This is a genomic window from Desulfosporosinus hippei DSM 8344 (assembly GCF_900100785.1).
Lineage (GTDB): Bacteria > Bacillota > Desulfitobacteriia > Desulfitobacteriales > Desulfitobacteriaceae > Desulfosporosinus > Desulfosporosinus hippei.
The window spans coordinates 66,549-87,287 of the sequence record NZ_FNCP01000011.1; the positions used below are offsets into that span (position 1 = coordinate 66,549).

Annotated in this window: 17 protein-coding genes; 16 read left to right on the forward strand and 1 reads right to left on the reverse strand. The window is 42.4% G+C overall.

Annotation, left to right across the window (positions count from 1 at the left end; translation table 11 throughout):
• Positions 1 to 9 precede the first annotated feature (9 nt).
• From BLS16_RS11115 to BLS16_RS11125, 3 genes are all read left to right on the forward strand, one after another.
• Positions 10 to 1,386 (forward strand): methyl-accepting chemotaxis protein, encoded by a 1,377-nt coding sequence (locus BLS16_RS11115; protein WP_092333199.1) that lies wholly within the window; start codon positions 10 to 12, stop codon positions 1,384 to 1,386.
• Positions 1,387 to 1,530: 144 nt separating this feature from the next.
• Positions 1,531 to 2,499 (forward strand): DMT family transporter, encoded by a 969-nt coding sequence (locus tag BLS16_RS11120; protein WP_092333327.1) that lies wholly within the window; start codon positions 1,531 to 1,533, stop codon positions 2,497 to 2,499.
• Positions 2,500 to 2,563: 64 nt separating this feature from the next.
• Positions 2,564 to 4,744, forward strand: a complete 2,181-nt coding sequence (locus BLS16_RS11125; RefSeq protein WP_092333201.1) for a DNA topoisomerase III — start codon at positions 2,564 to 2,566, stop codon at positions 4,742 to 4,744.
• An 84-nt stretch (positions 4,745 to 4,828) separates the two neighbouring features.
• Here the strand turns inward: BLS16_RS11125 and BLS16_RS11130 are convergent, their stop codons facing one another.
• Positions 4,829 to 6,556, reverse strand: a complete 1,728-nt coding sequence (locus BLS16_RS11130; RefSeq protein WP_092333203.1) for a sigma 54-interacting transcriptional regulator — start codon at positions 6,554 to 6,556, stop codon at positions 4,829 to 4,831.
• A 226-nt stretch (positions 6,557 to 6,782) separates the two neighbouring features.
• Between BLS16_RS11130 and BLS16_RS11135 the strand changes: the two genes are divergently transcribed.
• The 13 genes from BLS16_RS11135 to hypD all read left to right on the forward strand — a co-directional run bounded on the left by BLS16_RS11135 (position 6,783) and on the right by hypD (position 20,491).
• Positions 6,783 to 7,973 carry an ABC transporter substrate-binding protein gene (locus BLS16_RS11135; protein WP_092333205.1) on the forward strand — a complete coding sequence of 397 codons (1,191 nt, stop codon included), beginning with the start codon at positions 6,783 to 6,785 and terminating at the stop codon, positions 7,971 to 7,973.
• Between the two features lie 137 nt (positions 7,974 to 8,110).
• The gene (locus tag BLS16_RS11140) at positions 8,111 to 8,998 is read left to right on the forward strand and encodes a branched-chain amino acid ABC transporter permease (protein ID WP_014903891.1); all 888 of its coding nucleotides are present in this window, start codon (positions 8,111 to 8,113) and stop codon (positions 8,996 to 8,998) included.
• Between the two features lie 12 nt (positions 8,999 to 9,010).
• The gene (locus BLS16_RS11145) at positions 9,011 to 9,979 is read left to right on the forward strand and encodes a branched-chain amino acid ABC transporter permease (RefSeq protein WP_092333207.1); all 969 of its coding nucleotides are present in this window, start codon (positions 9,011 to 9,013) and stop codon (positions 9,977 to 9,979) included.
• Between the two features lie 2 nt (positions 9,980 to 9,981).
• A complete protein-coding gene (locus BLS16_RS11150) occupies positions 9,982 to 10,764 on the forward strand; it encodes an ABC transporter ATP-binding protein (protein ID WP_092333209.1) in 783 nt (260 codons plus the stop codon).
• A 14-nt stretch (positions 10,765 to 10,778) separates the two neighbouring features.
• Positions 10,779 to 11,486, forward strand: coding sequence for an ABC transporter ATP-binding protein (locus BLS16_RS11155; protein ID WP_092333211.1), 708 nt, complete (start codon positions 10,779 to 10,781; stop codon positions 11,484 to 11,486).
• 244 nt (positions 11,487 to 11,730) lie between these two features.
• Positions 11,731 to 12,036, forward strand: coding sequence for a (2Fe-2S)-binding protein (locus BLS16_RS11160; RefSeq protein WP_092333213.1), 306 nt, complete (start codon positions 11,731 to 11,733; stop codon positions 12,034 to 12,036).
• Positions 12,033 to 13,127, forward strand: a complete 1,095-nt coding sequence (locus BLS16_RS11165; RefSeq protein ID WP_092333215.1) for an NAD(P)/FAD-dependent oxidoreductase — start codon at positions 12,033 to 12,035, stop codon at positions 13,125 to 13,127. Before BLS16_RS11160 ends, BLS16_RS11165 begins: the two co-directional genes overlap by 4 nt.
• Positions 13,121 to 13,624 carry a 4Fe-4S binding protein gene (locus tag BLS16_RS11170; RefSeq protein WP_092333217.1) on the forward strand — a complete coding sequence of 168 codons (504 nt, stop codon included), beginning with the start codon at positions 13,121 to 13,123 and terminating at the stop codon, positions 13,622 to 13,624. Before BLS16_RS11165 ends, BLS16_RS11170 begins: the two co-directional genes overlap by 7 nt.
• A complete protein-coding gene (locus BLS16_RS11175) occupies positions 13,614 to 13,883 on the forward strand; it encodes a (2Fe-2S)-binding protein (RefSeq protein ID WP_092333219.1) in 270 nt (89 codons plus the stop codon). Before BLS16_RS11170 ends, BLS16_RS11175 begins: the two co-directional genes overlap by 11 nt.
• A 1-nt stretch (position 13,884) precedes the next feature.
• Positions 13,885 to 15,033 carry an NAD(P)/FAD-dependent oxidoreductase gene (locus tag BLS16_RS11180; RefSeq protein ID WP_092333221.1) on the forward strand — a complete coding sequence of 383 codons (1,149 nt, stop codon included), beginning with the start codon at positions 13,885 to 13,887 and terminating at the stop codon, positions 15,031 to 15,033.
• Positions 15,034 to 15,116: 83 nt separating this feature from the next.
• The gene (gene pruA, locus BLS16_RS11185) at positions 15,117 to 16,748 is read left to right on the forward strand and encodes an L-glutamate gamma-semialdehyde dehydrogenase (RefSeq protein WP_092333223.1); all 1,632 of its coding nucleotides are present in this window, start codon (positions 15,117 to 15,119) and stop codon (positions 16,746 to 16,748) included.
• Positions 16,749 to 17,022: 274 nt separating this feature from the next.
• Positions 17,023 to 17,928, forward strand: a complete 906-nt coding sequence (locus tag BLS16_RS11190; RefSeq protein ID WP_092333225.1) for a glycyl-radical enzyme activating protein — start codon at positions 17,023 to 17,025, stop codon at positions 17,926 to 17,928.
• A 205-nt stretch (positions 17,929 to 18,133) separates the two neighbouring features.
• Entirely contained in the window at positions 18,134 to 20,491 is a 2,358-nt protein-coding gene (hypD, locus tag BLS16_RS11195) for a trans-4-hydroxy-L-proline dehydratase (RefSeq protein ID WP_092333227.1), read from the forward strand.
• Positions 20,492 to 20,739 lie beyond the last annotated feature (248 nt).

Consider the following 20,739-nt stretch of genomic DNA (forward strand, 5'->3'; position numbering starts at 1 on the left):
TAGATATAAGTGTTCAAAAGAAGAAGAGCTAATAGTAAAGTTGTTACTGACAGTGAGTCCGAATTGACTGTGATAATGGGGATTATTGATGCAGTGAGTAATGGCGATTTGAGTAAAAGGATTAGTTCCTCAGGATCAGAAAGTTCTTTTCAATTAGTGGATTTATCTCAAAAAATTAATCAGCTTATTGATAATTATGAGCTGGCATTTAAAAACACCACTCTGGGGCTTACAAAAATCGTTTCAGCTACCTATGAAGAATTGAAAGTTATACGCCTGCAAAATGATGGTCTTCGAGAGCAGGTAGAGGAGATTAAGCAAATAACCGATGCAGTGGTTAATACGGCTCAGTCTATTGAAAGTGTAGCATCTTCCATAACTGAGGAGATAACAAATTCTGCTGCAGAGGCAAAAAGCAATACCTATGCAGGTGTTGCAAATGTCAAAGAACTGCTGGAACAGATCAATACGATAAAAACTAGTTTTAACATCCTGCGTGGTGAAAATGCAGAACAGAAGGAATATGTCTTAAAAATTGGAGAAATTACTGATATGATTGGTCATATCGCTAAGCAGACCAACTTATTAGCTCTTAATGCCGCCATTGAGGCAGCCAGAGCGGGAGAATCTGGACGAGGGTTTGCAGTAGTGGCGCAGGAAGTGGGTAAACTTGCCGAGAAAACACAAAAGTCTGTACAAAATATTGCCAGCAAAGTTAAAAACTTGACAGAACAATCCTTGTTAACAACCTCGCATATTGAAAGTCTTAGTTGTTCTACTGAGGCTGCAGCAGCAAAGGCCACTATTATAGAAGGGTCCCTTGATGGATTAATAAGAAGTATAGAAATTACTGAGGAACAGGTAGAAAATATAGCCCCTATGACAGAGGAGCAAGCCGCTACCTTTGACGAAATTGCAGCAACTATTGATAATGTTTCAGTTAATTATTCTAAGACTGTAGAAAAGACGGTAGAATCGGCAAAAAAACTGAGTGAAATTGGAATACTTATCGAAGGGATGCGTAAAGATAATTTGCGCTTTAAAGTAAACCTAGCACCTTCGGAAATCATAAGTTTGGCAATTACTGATCACCAATTATGGGTTTGGCGTATTGACTCGATGATCATTAATAATGATAGGATAGATCCCCAAGAGGCAGGTGATTATAATTCCTGCAGACTTGGTAAATGGTTAAATTCAGAGCAAGGGTTTTACGGTCAGATTGATAGCCAAACGATAAATGGCCTTCATACTGATTTTCATGAACTGGCCAAGCTGGCTGTTAATTCAATGAGCTTAGGCCGAAAGGAAGAGGCTGAGCAATATCTAAGTAAAATGTATGTTCTTTCTGATCAACTAATTGAAATGCTTAATAGCTTTAAGTGATATGAAAGAGAGAGGAAGAGAACCTAGAAGTAGGTTCTTTTTGCGTTTTGGTTTGAATCTGAGATTTGACCAATGGCCCTATTAGGACTATTATTGAAAGAATAGATTATTGGTGAATTTTAATTGGAAGGACTGCAGAAGAGGTTGATTTTACCAAAAAAAGAACATGGTCTGAGACACTACTTAACCAACAAATATTGGGTCGTTATTATAGCCCTCTTTTGCGCTGTTCTTTGGGGTAGCGCTTTTCCAGTCTTAAAAGTAAGTTATTTGGAGCTAAAGATAGCACCCGATGATCGTTCAGCGATTATTGTCTTCGCTGGGATACGATTTTTCTTAGCGGGTATTCTGATTTTTCTTATAACTATTGTAGGACTAGGGCAAACACCGAAAGTAAGGAAAACATTACTTCCCCAGCTTTTTTTATTGGGCTTACTGCAAATTAGCTTGCAATACTTCTTTTTCTATAATGGGTTAGCTCATACCACCGGCATGAAAGCTGCAATCTTATCCTCGGCAAGCACTTTTTTTGTAGTGGTCTTAGCCCACTTCGTTTACAGAGATGATCGATTAGATATTCGTAAAATAGCTGGCCTAGTAGCGGGATTTTTGGGGATTATCTTAATAAATTCAGGCCAAAACTTCACTTTCGTATTTTCCTGGCAGGGTGAAGGTTTTATGATCTTTTCTGGGGTAGTGAGCGCTTTAGGTACGATCTTAGCAAAAAGAATTTCGCAAGAGGTTCATCCCTTTGTACTGACTGGGTGGCAAATGATATTAGGTTCATTGCTTCTAATAGCAGTAGGATTGCCGGGTTTGCAACCTCAGGCCATTGTTTTTTCCAATAAAGCCATTTTACTCCTGGGTTATTCCGCCGTTCTTTCCGCAGTAGCTTTTTCTTTATGGTATGCTATATTAAAATATAATAAAGCAGGAGAAATTAGTGTCTATAAGTTTATGACACCCGTCTCAGGAACAATTTTATCAGCCTTATTAATTCCGGGGGAACATCTGGCAGTTAATATGTTTCTGGCTTTAGCCCTAGTTGCTCTAGGAATAATCATTGTCAATTATCAAAAAAAGCCCTCGAGGTTCGTCGATAATAAGTTATAAGAATATTAGTGTTTAATAAGCTTTTTTACAAATGCTCAATTATATAAAGATTGGAAGATATGACATGGGAAAGACCTTAGTATTAACAGAGAAACCCTCCGTTGGTCGTGAAATTGCGAGAATTCTTAATTGTAATCAGAAGGGTAACGGATGCTTTATCGGCCCAAAGTATGTGGTGGTTTGGGCACTGGGGCATTTAGTAACTTTAGCGGATCCCGAATCCTATGACGAAAAATACAAATCATGGAAGATAGAAGACTTGCCTATGCTTCCGCCTAAAATGGAATTAGTGGTAATGAAAGAGACCTCCAAGCAATTTGGGGTGGTCAAGAACCTGATGAAGAGTCCGGAGATTACAGATTTGATCATTGCCACAGATGCAGGGCGAGAAGGGGAATTAGTAGCACGCTGGATTATCAAAAAAGCCGGATGGAGAAAGCCAATCAAGCGTCTATGGATTTCCTCTCTAACCGAACGCGCCATCAAAGAAGGCTTTAATCATTTAAAACCCGGAAAAGAATATGAGTCTTTATATGCTGCGGCGGAATGCCGTGCAGAAGCTGATTGGTTAGTGGGCTTGAATGTCACCAGAGCGTTAACTTGTAAGTATAACGCTCAACTTTCGGCAGGAAGAGTGCAAACACCTACCTTAGCAATGGTCGTAGAGCGAGAAAATGAAATAAAAAAGTTTGTTCCTAAAGATTATTGGACTATTAACGCTATGGCAAAGGGATTTACACTTCAATGGCAGGATCATAAAGGCCAAACTCGTATCTTTGATAAAAATAAAGCCGACCAACTATTAACTAAAATCTCTGGCAAAGTAGGAGAAGTAGTCGAGGTAAAGAAGGAAGCAAAGAAAGAATTCCCTCCTTTGGCCTATGATCTGACGGAACTGCAACGAGATGCCAATCGAAAATATGGATTTTCGGCTAAAACCACATCCTCAGTGATGCAGCAATTGTATGAGAATCATAAAATAGTTACCTATCCCCGAACTGATTCGCGTTATATCAGTGAAGATATCGTCGCCACTATACCTGAGCGTTTAAAAAGTGTTGCCCTGGGGCCTTATGTTGATTTGGCCCGAAGTATTTTACGCAATAAGCCTATTATTACAAAAAGGTTTGTGGATGGTTCTAAAGTTTCTGATCACCATGCCATTATTCCCACCGAACAGCCACCAACCTTAGCTAGACTCAGTTCAGAGGAACTGAAGATTTATGATCTAATTGTTAAACGGTTTTTAGCCGTCCTTTCTCCGGCCTTTGAATATGAACAGACACTTATAAAAGTTGTTATTAATGGAGAAGGATTTACTGCCAAAGGGAAAATTGTGAAACTTAAAGGCTGGCAGAAAGTTTATGAGGGGCAGAGTCGTCTTGGGAATGAGTCTGACAACTCAGATGATGAAGATGAGCAAAACCTTCCGGAAATCGCCAAAGGGGATAGGTTTCAAAATTTGGTCGTCAAATTGAAATCTGGCAAAACTAAGCCTCCTGCCAGACATACTGAGGCCACCTTGCTTTCAGCCATGGAGCATCCGGGGAAATTAATTGATGATCAAAAATTGAGGGAAGCAATGGATCAAAGTCACGGCCTGGGAACTCCTGCGACCCGCGCTGAGATTATCGAAAAATTGTTTAATTCCTTTTACATGTCTCGGCAAGGTAAAGAGATAGTACCTACCTCCAAGGGAATTCAGCTGGTAGGTCTAGTTCCTGCCGAACTGAAATCTCCGGTGCTAACTGCCAGATGGGAACAACAATTAACAGAAATAAGTAAAGGGAAAGTCCAAAGTCAGTCCTTTCTGACAGGGATTCGAGGATATACAACTCAACTTGTATCCACAGTAATCGGCAGTGCCCAGACCTTTAAGCATGATAACCTAACGAGAAATAAGTGTCCGGAGTGTGGTAAGTATCTTTTGCAAGTCAAAGGCAAAAAAGGAGAGATGCTGGTCTGCCAAGATCGAGAATGCGGCTATAGGAAAGGAATCTCACAGGTTTCCAATGCCCGGTGTCCGGAATGTCATAAAAAGATGGAAATTAAAGGAGAAGGAGATAATAAGCTGTTCTCCTGTGTCTGCGGATATCGCGAAAAGCTGTCTTCCTTTTCGAAACGCAGAGAAGCTGAGAAAGGGAATCTCAATAAAAAGGATGTCAATAAATACCTGCAAAATCAGCAGGAGACTGGATTGATAAATACGGCGCTGGCAGATGCCTTGGCTAAGTTGAAGAAATAGTGTAAGTGTAAGGGGGACGGTCCTTTTAACACACTTTTAAAGTGTGTTAAAAGGACCGTCCCCCTTACACATTCCCTTACACATTTAGACTAGGCCATACTGTTTGAGTTTGTAGTAGAGGGTTCCCCGGGAGATGCCAAGAAGTCTTGCGGCGGCTGTCTTGTTGCCGTTAGTTTTCTCTAAGGTTATGACGATGCGTTTCATTTCTCCTGAATTCTCCTGATGGAGATTACGGTGGATGATTTGAGAGGCTAAGGAAGTAACCGGAGAGGGTAAATCATAATTTAAGGATGATAGCTGGGGAGGCAGATACTGGCTATTGAGCATTTTTCCTTCGGCAAGAATAGCCAGTCGTTCTATAACATTCCTAAGTTCTCTGATGTTTCCCGGCCAATCATACTTTAAGAAATTAATCATTATCTCAGGATCAAGGATAGGGATGGGTTTCTTATATTTGATTGTGAATTCTTTAAGAAAGGATTGTAATAAATCAGGAATATCCTCTGTCCGTTGGCGTAAAGGGGGGATTTCCAGAGCAATTACGTTTAATCGATAGTACAAATCCTCGCGAAAATCTCCGCTCTTAATCATCTTATCTAAGTCACGGTTTGTTGCGGCGATAATTCGCGTATCTACGGTTATTGCCTCTGTACCTCCCACCCGATAGAAGCACTTATCTTGTAAAACTCTTAGTAACTTAACCTGAAGCTGGATTGGCAACTCTCCGATTTCATCTAAGAAAAGGGTGCCTTCATGAGCCAATTCCATTTTGCCGGGTTTGCCTTTGCGTTCAGCCCCCGTAAAGGCCCCTCCCTTATAGCCAAATAATTCGCTTTCAAAGAGAGCAATGGGAATAGCTCCACAGTTTACAGCAATAAACGGTTTAGTAGCCCGGGGACTATCCTTATGGATTGCTTGAGCAAAGAGTTCTTTTCCTACCCCGCTTTCGCCGGTGATTAGAATCGTAGCCTCACTGCCGGCTACTTTTCGAGCGATCGAAATTGTACGTTGGATCGGATGGCTTTTGCCGATTATTCTAGTGAAGGGGTCCTTGGAAGGGTCAGTCTTTTGTTTAAGGTCTAACAACAGTGAGCTGGCATTTGAGAGTTCCTCGTTGAGACGAACTACTTGAGTTATGTCTTGTTCTGCGGAAATAGCTCCTATAATCTCACCTTCCAGAATTACAGGAGATGCATTAATTTGGACATGGGTTTCGGGGCGTGGTCTGTGATAGGCTTGGCGGATGGGTCTTCCTTCATCAAGAATTGATAAAGTTGCTAAGGCAGTACGTTCGAAGAAATTGGAAATAGGCTTTCCGATAATTGATTGATCAGCAATGGAATACATAGCCTGAGCTTTCGAGTTCCAATGACTAACAACCCCGTCTTGAGTAACAACCGCGATTGCTTCGTTAACTGTATCAAGCAGGGTGTCAAAAAAGGTATTGATTATTTTCCAGGAGTTAAACAAACTCTCAATTAGAAGGGTTGGAGTAACAATCCCGAGTATCTCTCCACCGGTACTCCTGACAACGACTGGTCGTAAATCATGAAGATGTTCCTGGCAAAAAGCGATTGTATCCATCTCAGGTTCGATTATTAGTGGAGGGATCCACTGAAGGTTATGTAATAACTGACTGGAAGGCGAGATTAAGGCAGCTTGTTCTTTAGTGAGGACACCAATAACCTGATCTTCAGTGACTACAATCAAATGATGAGTACTTGCCTTCTCTAAAGCGGTTTGCAGACTTTGGTTGGCTGGAATAACCAACGCGTTTTGATCCATTACTAATGAAAGGGCTAAAGATTTCATAATCCACCACTCCTCGTATCTATTAATGTACCTTAAGAAGTGTTAGTTGACCAGTGGGTGTTTAAACATTTTTGCACAAAAGTGTTTAAACACTGTCTAATATTTTATTAAAAAATCCTTTAAATCAGAAAAAAATACAATATTATTTAAGTAGTACAGCAGGGATTTTTGTGATTCTGTCAAATAATACATACAGTTATATTTCAATAATAAAAGGGGGAAAAAAATGTTTATCAAGAAGAGCAAAGCACTGGTTGTCCTAAGTCTCATTATGTCCGCTTTAATCCTAGTGAGTGGCTGTGGAGCAAGTAAGCCTGCCGAAACAGCACCTAGCGGAGGAGAGAGCAAAGAGCCGATTAAAATCGGTTTCTTGGGTGCCAAGACGGGGGATGTGGCAATCTATGGATTGAACACATTAAAAGGTTTAAACATGGCAATCGAAGAACTTAATAAAGAAGGTGTCCTTGGACGTAAAGTTGAGTTAGTCGAAGAGGACAATGCCGGTCAAAAAGACCAGGCTATTAACATTACAAACAAGTTAATTAGCCAAGACAAGGTTGTTGCTATTGTTGGTGACCCAACTACAGGGATTACTCGTGTTGCAGGACAGATTGCTAACAGCAAAAATACAGTCATCATGTCCGCCGGTTCAACAGGAACTAATGTAGTAGAAATTGGGCCTTATGTATTCCGAGACACTTTGCTGGATACAATTGCTGCTCCGGCAACTATGAAATATGTTATCCAAGATAAAGGCTGGAAAAATGTAGCCTTAATTACTTCTAAGAATAACGATTACAGTGTATCTCTCTCAAAGATCTTCAGTGATGCAATTAAATCAAATGGCGGAAACATCGTAATTGAAGAATTCATTCAAGACAAAGACACTGATTTCAGCGGACAGATTACCAAAATTAAGTCGGCCAACCCCGATGTTATTGTGTTCTCCGGTTACTATACTGAAGGAGCCTTGATCATGAAGAAGGCTCGTGAAGTAGGGATTAAGGCTGTAATGGTTGGAGGAGACGGACTCCAAGGGGATGACCTCATGAAGATTGGTGGAGCTGCAGTAGAAGGTTCTATCTCCTATGCAGGGTTCTCTCCGGAGCAACCAACACCTAATACAGAAAAGTTCATTAATGCTTTTAAAGCCAAATATAACAATGAATTGCCGGATCTCTTTGCTGCTCAAGGATATGATGCTTTAATGATTATCGCCAAAGCAATCAAAGAAGCTAATAGTGCAGATCCTGTGAAATTCAAGGATACTCTTGCCAAAACTAAGAACTATGATGGAGTTTCCGGTTCTATTACTTTCCAAGAAAGTCGTGAGCCAATTAAGAGCCCAGTATATTTGTTGGAAGTTAAAGATGGAAAGTTCGCCTTACTCAAGAAAGTGCCTGTAGAAGTAAAATAATCTAAGACGAGTTTGTTCCTATGAACTTAAAGAAGTAGCAGCACAAGGTCCTCTGGATCGGTGCTGCTACTAACATTAAGAGAAATTCAGAAAAGTCTAAATAATCTACTTGTTATTTTTTAAGGAGGGCGCCGAATTTGCCGATTTTGAACAATCTGATGCAGCAACTTGTTAACGGGCTCGCCCTAGGTGGTATTTATGCCCTTATTGCCTTAGGCTACACAATGGTGTACGGAATTATTGGTATGATCAATTTTGCTTATGGTGAAATCTTTATGTTTGGTGCATACGCCGGATTAGTGTTAGCACTGACTAATTATGTCAATGTTTATACTGCCTTACTGGGTGCTACCCTTATTACTATGATACTGGGAGTTGTCATTGAGCGGGTCGCCTACAAACCTATTCGTCGTTCGTCACGACTTTCCGCCCTGATTAGCGCCATTGGTGTATCAATCTTTCTTTCTTCTTTTATGGTTCGAGTTAAGGGACCCAATACTCGAGGTTTCCCCACATTGTTTGAGAATAGAATCTTTGAAATCGGAAATTTTCAGATTACCATTTACCAAATCGTAATTATTGGAGTAGCAGGTCTTATGATGCTTGGCTTACATCTTTTTGTAACCTATACAAAAATGGGCAGAGCAATGCGTGCTTGTGCCCAGGACAAAGATGCCGCCAGCCTGATGGGAGTCAACATTGACCGAGTCATATCTGTTACTTTTGCAATAGGGTCTGGCTTAGCCGGGACAGCTGGTGTATTAGCCGGTATTTACTTTAATGCAGTACAGCCGTATATGGGGCTTTTAGCTGGTCTTAAAGCTTTCGCTGCGGCAGTCCTTGGAGGAATTGGGAGTATCCCCGGGGCAATGATCGGGGGAATAGTTATTGGACTGACTGAGATATTGGGTATCACTGTGAACTTGTCGGAGTACAAGGATGCCTTTGCCTTTGCCATCCTAATATTAGTGCTTCTATTCAAACCATCGGGAATCATGGGGCGAAAAGCCAACAAGAAGGTTTAGGAGGGGATGGCAATGAAAAAGTTATTAGATAATTGGTTAGTACAATTTTTGCTGTTCCTTTGTGTGCTCGGCTTAACTGCTTTTATTACAGATGCTATTGGAGATGTTCTGCCACCCTATTTATTAATGATTGGTTTATTTATTGGTATCAATTTAATCATGGCCCTGGGTCTAAATCTTATCACCGGTGTAACAGGTCAGTTATCCCTCGGTCATGCTGCCTTTATGAGTATTGGAGCTTATGCTTCAGCAATTGCTACTGTAAATTATCACGTTCCCTTTCTGGGCGGAGTATTAATCGGCGGACTGGTGGCTTGCCTCTTTGGCATTGTTATTGGCTTTCCGACTTTGCGCTTAACAGGGGATTATCTAGCTATAGCTACTCTTGGCTTTGCAGAGATAGTTCGTGTTCAGTTTACGAATATGAAGATTACCAATGGGGCAATTGGTTTTCTGGGAATTCAGGGATCAACAACCTTTCCCATCGTTATGACTATTGCTGTAATTACTATAATACTCATGGTCTGGCTGGAGAACTCTCGTAATGGTCGGGCTATGTTAGCCATTCGAGAAGATGAGATCGCTTCTTCTGCAGTAGGTATCAATACAACTTTGTACAAGATCCAGGCCTTTGCCATTGGGGCTTTTTGTGCCGGAGTAGGGGGCGCTTTGTTTGCCCACACAACTACCTTTATTCAACCTACGGACTTTGGCTTTATGAAGTCAGTTGATATTCTGAGTATTGTTGTTTTAGGTGGTTTAGGAAGTATCCCCGGAACAGTTATTGGTGCTATCGTCCTTACAGCGGCACCTGAAATCTTAAGGCCTCTGGCCAATTACAGAATGATGGTTTACGGAGTATTGTTGGTCATTATCATGATCTTCCGTCCTTATGGTTTATTGGGCGGAGTAAACCTAAGGAAGGCCGTTCGTCGTGCATTTATGTTGACTAAGAAAAAACAGGCCGGACGGGAGGAATAAGGGTGAGCTTATTAACTTTGGACAACGTGACCATCCGCTTTGGAGGTCTGACTGCAGTTGATACTGTAAACCTCGAAGTAAAGCAGGGTGAAATATTGGCTTTAATTGGTCCTAATGGAGCGGGAAAAAGTACGGTATTTAACCTGATTACCAGTATATATCAGCCTACGGAAGGGAAGATTTCCCTTGATGGCAAAGCTTTAACTGGAATTCCTACTCACAAGATTGCCGATATGGGAATTACCAGGACCTTTCAAACAATACGGCTATTTCCTGAACTATCTGTCTTGGATAATGTTAAGATAGGTGCTCACTGCCGTGGAAAGGCCGGTCTATTACAAGCCTTTACCAGGTTGCCCAGTATGAAACGGGAAGAAGCTGAAATGGAAGAAAATGCGATTAAAGCCTTGGAATTTCTTGATTTAGATGCCAAGAAAGAAGACATGGCTAAAAACCTCTCCTACGGGGAGCAAAGACGTTTGGAAATTGCTAGAGCCTTAGTATCAAAACCGAAGATCCTTCTCTTAGATGAGCCAGCGGCTGGTATGAACCCTCAAGAAAAAGTAGTATTGATGGAAATGATTCGTAGAATTCGTGATACGGGTATTACAATTTTTCTGGTTGAGCATGATATGAAGCTGGTTATGGGTATTTCTGAGAGAATTGCTGTGTTAGACTATGGTAAACTAATTGCTGAGGGAACGCCTCTTGAAGTTCGAAGCAACAAAGCTGTTATCGAAGCTTACTTGGGCTCCGGTAAATTCAAAAGCAGAATTCGGCGCTAGGGAGGGTAACCAAGATGTTGAAGTTAGAAAATATCAGTGTAAGCTATGGCTCAATTAAGGCAATACACAACATTTCCTTGGAAGTGAAAAGTGGAGAGATTGTTGCCTTGATTGGTGCCAACGGAGCTGGGAAGAGTACAACTCTGCGTACTATCTCCGGACTTTCAAAACCATCTAATAAAGATAGTAAGATAACCTTTAAGGATGTTCAAATTCAAGGGGCTTCCCCCCATAAAATTGTCGAGATGGGTCTGTCTCATGTGCCGGAGGGACGCCGCGTATTCCCTGATATGTCTGTCTATGAGAACCTCCTGATGGGTGCTCATACTCGGAAGGGAAAGCCTGGCCAAGGGGATTTTGACAGAGTATATCATCACTTTCCACGCTTAAAGGAGAGAATTAAGCAGCTGGCCGGCACTTTATCCGGGGGGGAACAACAAATGCTGGCTATGGGAAGGGCCTTGATGGCGCAGCCGGATTTACTCTTACTTGATGAACCAAGTATGGGTCTGGCACCAATGCTGGTGGAAGAGATTTTTCATATTATTGAAGATATCAATGTAGCCGGAACAACAATTCTCTTAGTAGAGCAGAATGCTCACTTAGCTTTAGAGATCTCCAATCGAGCCTATGTTTTAGAGACAGGGGAAATAGTCTTGGAAGGTCTTGCCCCAGATCTGGCTCAAAATGAGGATATTCGGAAGGCTTATCTGGGAGAATAGCTCATCAAGTATATTGAATTATTGGAGTTCCTTTTTCTGATCTTGGGGTTTCATCATAAACCCCAATGGATTAGAAAGAGGAACTCTGTTTGTTATTGCCTAAATAGCATAAGGCTGCTCAGACTGTATACTTTCCACTTGCCCTTAATCACCCAAGCCTATGGCACGAGAATTGCATATTGTTATGAACAATAGGAAAGGACATTCTTTTGCATCGATTTATTTACTGGGGGAGTGAGTTTTAATGCGCATCACAGAGCATCCAATTTTAGAATTCCTGCGTGGGGAAGAAATCTCTTTCTTCTACAATGGGCAGGAACTTAAGGGCTTTGAGGGTGAAACTATCGCTGCTGCACTTCATGCAGCAGGAGTTAAAGTTTTAGGCCACAGTCATACCATGCACAGGCCCCGTGGCCTCTTCTGTGCTATTGGAAATTGTTCTTCATGTCTTATGGTTGTCGATGGAGAACCAAATGTCAGAATTTGTGTTGAAAAGTTAAAGCCAGGCATGAGGGTAGAAACTCAACAAGGAAAGGGGAGCCTAAAGTGAAAGAGATTGAGGTTCTCATTATTGGCGGTGGTCCGGCAGGTCTAAGTGCAGCCTCAGCCGCTGCAAATCTAGGTGCCAGTGTCCTTGTCCTGGAACGAGATGAATTGCCTGGTGGTCAACTGGTGAAGCAGACCCATAAATTCTTCGGTTCGAAGAAGCAATATGCCGGGGATCGGGGTTTCCAGATCGGAAATTTACTTATTGAACAATGTAAGACTAGTGCCAAGGTCGAAGTCTGGACTAACACTACGGCTCTTGGAATCTATGAAGATGGTGTAGTAACTGCAGAATCTCAGGATGAGCACGTAAAGATTAAACCTAAGAAAATAATTGTTGCTACCGGCGCATCTGAAAAGATGATCGTTTTCCCTAATAATGATCTCCCAGGTATTTATGGAGCGGGTGCTGTACAAACCCTAATGAATGTACATGGTATTGTTCCCGGTCAACGGGTGCTGATGATTGGTGCCGGAAATATCGGCCTGATCGTTTCTTATCAGTTAATGCAAGCGGGAGTGGAAATTGCTGCCATCATTGAAGCTGCTCCTGCAATAGGTGGATATCTGGTTCATGCTTCTAAGATTCGCCGGGCCGGGGTGCCCATTTTGACCTCCCACACAATCACTGAAGCTTATGGCCAAGAAAGCGTTGAAGGTGCTGTCATCTGTAAGCTTGACGAGAACTGGCAACCGATACAAGGAACTGAACAAGACCTTAAAGTGGATGTAATCTGTTTAGCTGTTGGGTTAAGCCCCTTAACTGAACTATGCTTTCAAGCGGATTGCCGGATGAAATATGTGCCGGAGCTTTCCGGACATGTGCCTATTAGGGATGAATACTTAGAAACCACTCGTCCCGGGCTTTATGTAGCCGGGGATGTAAGTGGAGTAGAGGAAGCAAGTTCCGCTATGGTAGAGGGTCGCTTAGCTGGCATTAGTGCTGCCTATAGTTTAGGATATGGTCTTGAAGCTGCGCCAAAGCTTCAAGAAGAAGCTCTTGCCGAGTTGAATGAACTCCGTTCCGGCCCGGCGGGACATAAGACAATGAAAGGGATTATGAAACTGATGGACAAGGGGGAAGTAGTATGCTAAACAAGACCGGAATTCCTACAGCAGAAGATGTCAAAAAGGTTTCCCCTTCCCCAGATAGGCTGAAAAAAGGTCCCGTAGCCATCATTGAATGCTTCCAAGAGATTCCCTGTAACCCTTGTACAGAGGCCTGCAAACAAGGTGCCATTCAGCCCATGGAAGATATCAATAACCTGCCAAAACTTGATTTTGAGATATGTAATGGCTGTGGTGTTTGCTTAAGTCGCTGCCCGGGGTTAGCTATTTTTATTGTGGATGGCTCCTATAGTGATAGAGAGGCCGTTGTCAGAATTCCTTATGAATACTTGCCGGTGCCCAAGGTTGGCGATAAAGTTACCGGGTTAAACCGTTCCGGTGAGGAACTTGGTGTCTTTGAAATAATTAAAGTTCAATCAGGTGGTCAGAAAAATAAGACCTACACTCTGTGGCTAGTTGTACCTCAAGATCTGGCCATGGATGTGCGCAGTATTCGTTTGGGAGGGTTAAGACATGCAATCTAAGGAGACGATTGTCTGCCGATGTGAAGATATCACCCTTGATGAAATAAAAACCTTAATTGAGCAAGGTTACCGTACGATTGATGAAATTAAACGCGTAATTCGCGCAGGTATGGGCCCTTGCCAGGGACGTACTTGTCGAATGCTGATTGCTCAAGAATTGGCGAAATATTATAAAGTGCCTGTAGGCGAAGTTTTAATGCCTACCTTTCGGCCTACTGTGAAACCGGTGAAACTAGGAACCTTTGCGAGGGGTGAATAAATTGCAAAAAAATGCTAATGTGGTGATTATTGGGGGCGGGATTATCGGCTGCTCCGTGGCCTATGAATTGGCTATCCGTGGAGTTAAGGACATTGTAGTGATTGAAAAGAACTACCTTTCCTCCGGAGCAACCGGACGTTGCGGCGCCGGTGTTCGTCAGCAATGGGGAACAGAAACCAATGCTATTTTAGCCCGTGACAGTGTGAAACGATTTGAGGGTATGAATGAAGAGCTGGAATATGACAAAGACATTGAATTTAAGCAAGGCGGCTATTTAATGGTCTCCTATACCCCAGAGGAATGGAATCAATACAAAAAAAATGTGGCTGTACAACATAGCCTGGGAATTCCTACCAAAATGATAACTCCGCAAGAAGCTTTGGAAATCGTCCCCCATTTAAACCTTAATGGCTTAATCGGGGCTACCTTCTGCCAGTCTGATGGTCATGCCAACCCCTTTCATGTTGTAGATGCTTATTATAAAGCTGCCAAACGCCTGGGAGTAAAATTTGAGACTTATACAACCGTCACCGGGATTACCCTGGAAAAGGGCAAAGTTACTTCTGTGCAGACCACTAGGGGAGATATTAATACATCTTTGGTGATTAATGCCTGTGGTTATGCAGCGGGGACTATCTGCAAAATGGTTGATTTTGATTTACCGCTCTATCCCCAGCGGCATCAGGCTCTGGTCACAGAACCTGTAGAGCCTTGTCAAGGGCCGATGGTCATTTCTCTTCACTATCGTCTATACTGTCAACAGACTCCTCACGGCAGTTTCATTATGGGAGTAGGAGATCCCAATGAGCCTAAAGACTTTAACATAAATTCCAGTTGGGAGTTTCTAGAGGATGTGGCTCGTCAGGCTACTACGGTATTACCCTTATTGAAGAACCTGCGAGTTGTCCGTCAGTGGTCGGGTCTATATGATATGAGTCCGGATGCCAATCCTATTTTAGATAAAGTTCCGGGGGCTGAAGGAATGTGGGTAGCTGCCGGTTTCAGTGGACATGGTTTCATGGTTGCCCCTCAAACTGCTGTTCTTCTAGTCCAGAAGATACTGGAACAGGAATGCTTTATGCCCATTGAACGTTTTAGTCTGAATCGCTTCAGCGGGGGAAACCTCGTGCTTGAATCGGCAGTGGTCTAAGGGTGTGGGGGAAGGATCTTTTTAATACCTTTTATAATGCAAGAGTTAGTAGTGTTTCTTAAGAATTAAGAGGGGGAATTTTGATGAATAACGCCTATTTTCAAATTAAACTTCCGGAGAATGAACCAATCAAAGAATATCTGCCGGGTTCCCCGGAACGAATTGCCTTAAAGGCAGAGCTGGAGAGACAATTAGTTAACCCCATCGAAGTACCGATAATTATTGGCGGGAAAGAGATTCGTACCGGGAATAAGGAAAAAATGATTTGCCCTCATGATCACCAAAAAGTACTGGGCGAATACTATGTGGCCGGTGAAAAAGAACTCTTAATGGCCATTGAAGCAGCCGAAGTAGCCAAAGCAGAATGGGAAAACATGCCTTGGGAGCATAGGGCTACAATTTTCTTAAAGGCTGCAGACTTACTGACCGGAAAATACAGAGCAAAAATGTCAGCTTCCTGTATGCTTGGACAAAGCAAAAATGCCTTTCAAGCGGAAATTGATGTCATCTGTGAATTAGCGGACTTCCTGCGCTTTAACACCTACTACGTTCAAGAGATCTATAAACAGCAGCCGAACAACTCAAGTGGAATTTGGAACCGGGTAGAGTATCGGGCTCTGGATGGTTTTGTTGCGGCAATCACGCCCTTCAACTTTACAGCTATCGGCGGCAACCTGGCTACTTGCCCGGCTATGGCAGGGAACACTGTGTTATGGAAACCCTCCTCAACATCTGTGCTCTCAAATTACTACGTCATGCAAATCCTGATTGAAGCAGGGTTACCTGCCGGCGTGATCAATTTTGTTCCCTGCCGAGGAGTTGACTTCGGTAAGGTAGTGGTTAATCATCCGAAGATGGCCGGCTTCCATTTCACAGGCTCTACGGATGTGTTTAATAAGATTTGGAATCAGGTCGGTGGAAATATCAGCAACTATGTAACCTATCCGCGTTTAGTGGGAGAGACCGGTGGTAAAGACTTTATCTTTGCCCATGAATCAGCAGATGTTGAAGCTCTTACTTGCTCAATCATTCTGGGGGCCTTCGAATATCAAGGACAAAAGTGTTCTGCTGCCTCCCGGGCCTACATTCCTGAAAGTCTTTGGGGGGATGTCAAGAAACGTCTTGAAGAAGAGATTGGCAAGCTGAAAATGGGAGATGTCCGTGATTTCACGAATCTAGTCAATGCGGTTATCGATCACAAGTCCTTTAACAACATAAAAGGGTATCTCGATTACGTCAAGGAATCCAGTGATGCAGAAATCATCATAGGTGGCAAATGCGATGACAGTGTGGGATATTTTGTTGAGCCAACGATTATTTTGGCAAAAACCCCAAAATTCAAGACCATGGTAGAAGAAATCTTTGGACCGGTTTTAACGATTTATGTCTATCCCAATGACCAATTAGAAGAGACCTTAGAGTTATGTGACACCTCAACCAGCTATGCTTTGACGGGTTCGATCTTCGCCCAGGACAGAGCTGCTATTATCAAGATGTCCAGGGCCTTAGATCATGCGGCAGGGAATTTCTATATTAACGATAAACCGACGGGGGCAGTTGTTGGTCAACAACCTTTTGGGGGAAGTCGTGGTTCGGGAACCAATGATAAAGCCGGCAGTGCCATAAATCTATATCGTTGGATGAGTCAACGTACAATTAAAGAGACATTTGTTCCCCGGACAGTTGTTAGCTATCCTTACATGAGAGAAAATTAATTTTACGAGTATAACAAAAGCTGATAAGAAAGAAGGATCTGTAAATGACTGAATTAAGTCGCAGATCCTTCTTGGTATTTAGGGGATGTTTCTTGAATCAGCTTGTTCATTGGGATTGTCTCAGCGGGAGTGAATTTGCCAAGACCTCTTTCTAAATAGGAACACTAAGGTTGAAAGTAGGGAGTTTGTTAGAGAGGAACCAAGTGGTATGTGTAGAATAATAAATAAGGCTATACTTTAATAACGATGAGTTTCTAGGTAGGAGTGTATGAATTTGCTTAATGGCAGGATCTTTAATATTATGAAGTACTCCATTCATGATGGCCCGGGCATTAGAACGACCGTTTTTTTAAAGGGATGTCCTCTTCAGTGTCAGTGGTGTCATAATCCTGAGGGTCAGAGATTTGATCAAGAGTTAATTTATCGACCGGATAAGTGTATCGGCTGTGGGCAATGTTTGAGCATTTGTCCCAGTAAAGCCGTTGAGAATAATGAAGGCCAACTACACTATTTCAAAGATAAGTGCTTGGCCTGTGGAGAATGTTGCAATGTTTGTCACACCGGGGCAAGGGAACTAGCTGCCAAAGCTATGTCCCTTCAAGATGTAATGACTGAAATCGAGAAAGATTTAATTTTCTACGACGAATCCGGGGGAGGAGTAACCTTTTCCGGTGGTGAAGCGTTAATACAGGCTGACTTTCTGATAGAGATACTTAAAGAGTGTCGGAAGAAAGAAATTCATACAGCAGTAGAAACAGCCGGATTTGTAAAAATTGAGACGTTGAAAATAATTAGTCCTTACGTGGATCTCTTTCTTTACGATTTAAAACTGATGGACAGCAGTAAGCACAGGAACTTCACCGGGGTTCCTAACGAACAAATTTTAGACAATCTGCGTTGGCTTTGCGAGAATCATTCACAAGTAATTGTTCGGGTTGCTATTATTCCCGGAATCAATGACGATGAAGATAATCTCCATCAAATCGGGGAATTCGTTTCAGGGCTAAAACGTGTCAAGGAAATTCATTGTTTACCTTACCATAAAGCAGGAGTAGATAAGTATCTGAGACTTGGACGGGAGTATGGTTTGTCAGGTCTCAATTCTCCCAATGATGAAAGAATGTCCGAAATTGCTCAGAAGTTGGAGCAGTTCGGAATAAAGGTCAAAATTGGGGGATGATCATTTATAGTTAGTGAAATTGAAGAGCTAGATTTTGAATTTGCTAATTTGATCATTTAGTTCTTGAGCCATAGAGGCTAACTCCCCTGCTGGTAGTTAGCGGAAAAAATTGTCCTGTGTATATCGTTAAGTATGAAGTGTTTGCGGTATAATCAACAATAGAATGGTCATTGACCATAAACTCAGCTAGAGGAGAGGACGAAGTATGAATCAGAGAGTGACAAAACTAAGAGAACAAAGCTTAGAAACCGAAGCATTTATTTCTGCTGAAAGAGCAGAGTTAATCACTGAATACTATCGTTCGGCAGGTAATAAATCGGTTCCAGTGCAAAGGGCCTTAGCATTCAAATATTTACTGGAGCATAAAGAGATTTGCATTAATGAAGATGAGTTAATCGTCGGAGAAAGAGGGCCTGCGCCTAAGGCTACATATACATATCCTGAACTCTGCTGTCATAGTCTGGAGGATCTGGATATTCTGAATTCCCGGCCAAAAATATCCTTTAAAGTCAGCCCGGAAGTTCGAAAAGCCTATGAAGAGCGAATCATCTCTTATTGGCAAAATAACTCTATGCGGGATCTGATTTTTGAGGAAATGTCTGAGGATTGGAAGGCTTCCTATGATGCTGGGATATTCACAGAGTTCATGGAGCAAAGAGCTCCGGGGCACACAGTACTTGATGATAAAATCTATCACTTAGGATTTAGGGATTTTATCGCTAAAATAGATGACCACTTGAGTAGGCTTGATTTCTTAAATGATACTGAAGCATACAATAAGCAAGAAGAACTCAAAGCCATGAGGATCTGTGCTCAGGCCATTATCTCCTTTGCAGAACGACACGCGGAAAAAGCACTGGAACTGGCCAGCAGTGAGGCTAACCCCTTGCGAAAAAAAGAGTTAGAGAGAATTGCCGAGGTTTGCTCTCACGTTCCAGCCAATGCCCCACGGGATTTCTGGGAAGCTTTGCAAGCCTATTGGTTTGTCCATTTAGGAGTTATTACAGAACTTAATACCTGGGATGCCTTTAGTCCGGGACGGCTGGATCAACATTTATTTCCCTTCTACCAAAAAGGTATCGATGAAGGGACTTTGAATGAGGAACAGGCTCGAGAACTGCTGCAATGCTTTTGGGTGAAGTTTAATAACCAACCGGCTCCTCCTAAAGTAGGAGTTACTGCAGCGGAAAGTGGAACCTATACGGATTTTGCCAATATCAACAGCGGAGGTCTTAAAGCTGATGGATCAAACGGTGTCAACGATGTAACCTATCTGGTCTTGGATGTCATTGATGAAATGCGCCTCTTACAACCCAGCTCGAACATCCAGTTAAGTAAGAAGAATCCAGATCGTTTCTTGAAGCGGGCTGCTCGAATTATCCGTAAAGGTTGGGGTCAACCATCAGTGTTCAATGCCGATACTGTGGTAGAAGAACTTTTACGCCAGGGAAAACTTATCGAGGATGCCCGACAAGGTGGAACCAGTGGCTGCGTGGAGACGGGGGCCTTTGGTAAAGAAAGTTATATTCTTACCGGGTATTTCAATTTGCCTAAAATTTTTGAATTAGTCTTACATAATGGATTAGATCCCAGAACGGGTAAACAATTGGGTGTAGAAACCGGAGATCCCAGGTCTTTCAAGGGATTCGAAGAGTTATTCGCAGCCTTTAAGAAACAGCTGCATTATTTTATGGACATCAAGGTTAAAGGAAGCAATATTATTGAAAGACTTTATGCCACTTACATGCCGTCGCCTTTTCTTTCACTGTTAATTGATGATTGTATAGCCAAGGGAAAGGATTATAATGACGGGGGTGCTCGCTATAATACCAACTATGTACAGGGAGTGGGTTTAGGGAGCTTGACAGATATCTTAGCAGGTATAAAATATCATGTCTTCGACCAGAAAAATCTTACCATTGATCAGCTGCTTGACGCGCTTAACGCCAATTTCTTAGGACATGAAGCAGTGCGGCAGCTTCTGGTTAACAAGACCCCTCACTTTGGCAATGATCAGGACTATGCTGATGATGTAATGGTGGATATTTTTAATGCTTACTATAGTGAAGTCAATGGCAGGCCCAATACCAAGGGGGGCTTTTATCGGATCAATATGCTGCCGACCACTTGCCATGTTTATTTTGGTTCGGTAATTGGTGCTTCTGCGGAAGGTCGTAGATCTGGGGAACCTCTTTCGGAAGGAATCTCCCCCGTTCAGGGAATGGATCTGATGGGGCCAACAGCGGTGATTAAATCCGCGGCTAAACTGGATCATGCTCGAACCGGAGGTACCCTGTTAAACCTCAAGTTCACTCCTCAGGTTCTTGAGGGAGAAGAGGGGCTGGGCAAATTAGCTCAGTTGGTGCGCTCGTATTTCAAATTAGGCGGTCATCATATCCAATTTAACGTAGTCAGTGCTAAGACCTTGCGGGCTGCCCAAGCTGAACCGGAAAAATATCGAGATCTGATTGTCCGAGTGGCGGGGTACAGTGATTATTTCTGCGATTTGAGCGAGGCTTTGCAGGAAGAGATTATTACCCGGACAGAACACACCGGATTTTAGTGTGAACTAGGCAATAAGTACATGCTGCCTTTGTTAAGCAGTTTTTCTGAAAATTAATAATTTCTTTAGTCCAATCTAACAATACAGTCTCTTAAGGCCGGTTTCCTCGAAAATGAGGAAACCGGCGTTTTGTTTTGCCGTAACTATTTTGTAACTATTATTAATTTCTTTGTAACTAACCTTTGAGTTATTTAGTGTATTGTAAAAGCATAGCGAATAAACGGTTTTATTAAGCTGGGGACAAGAGG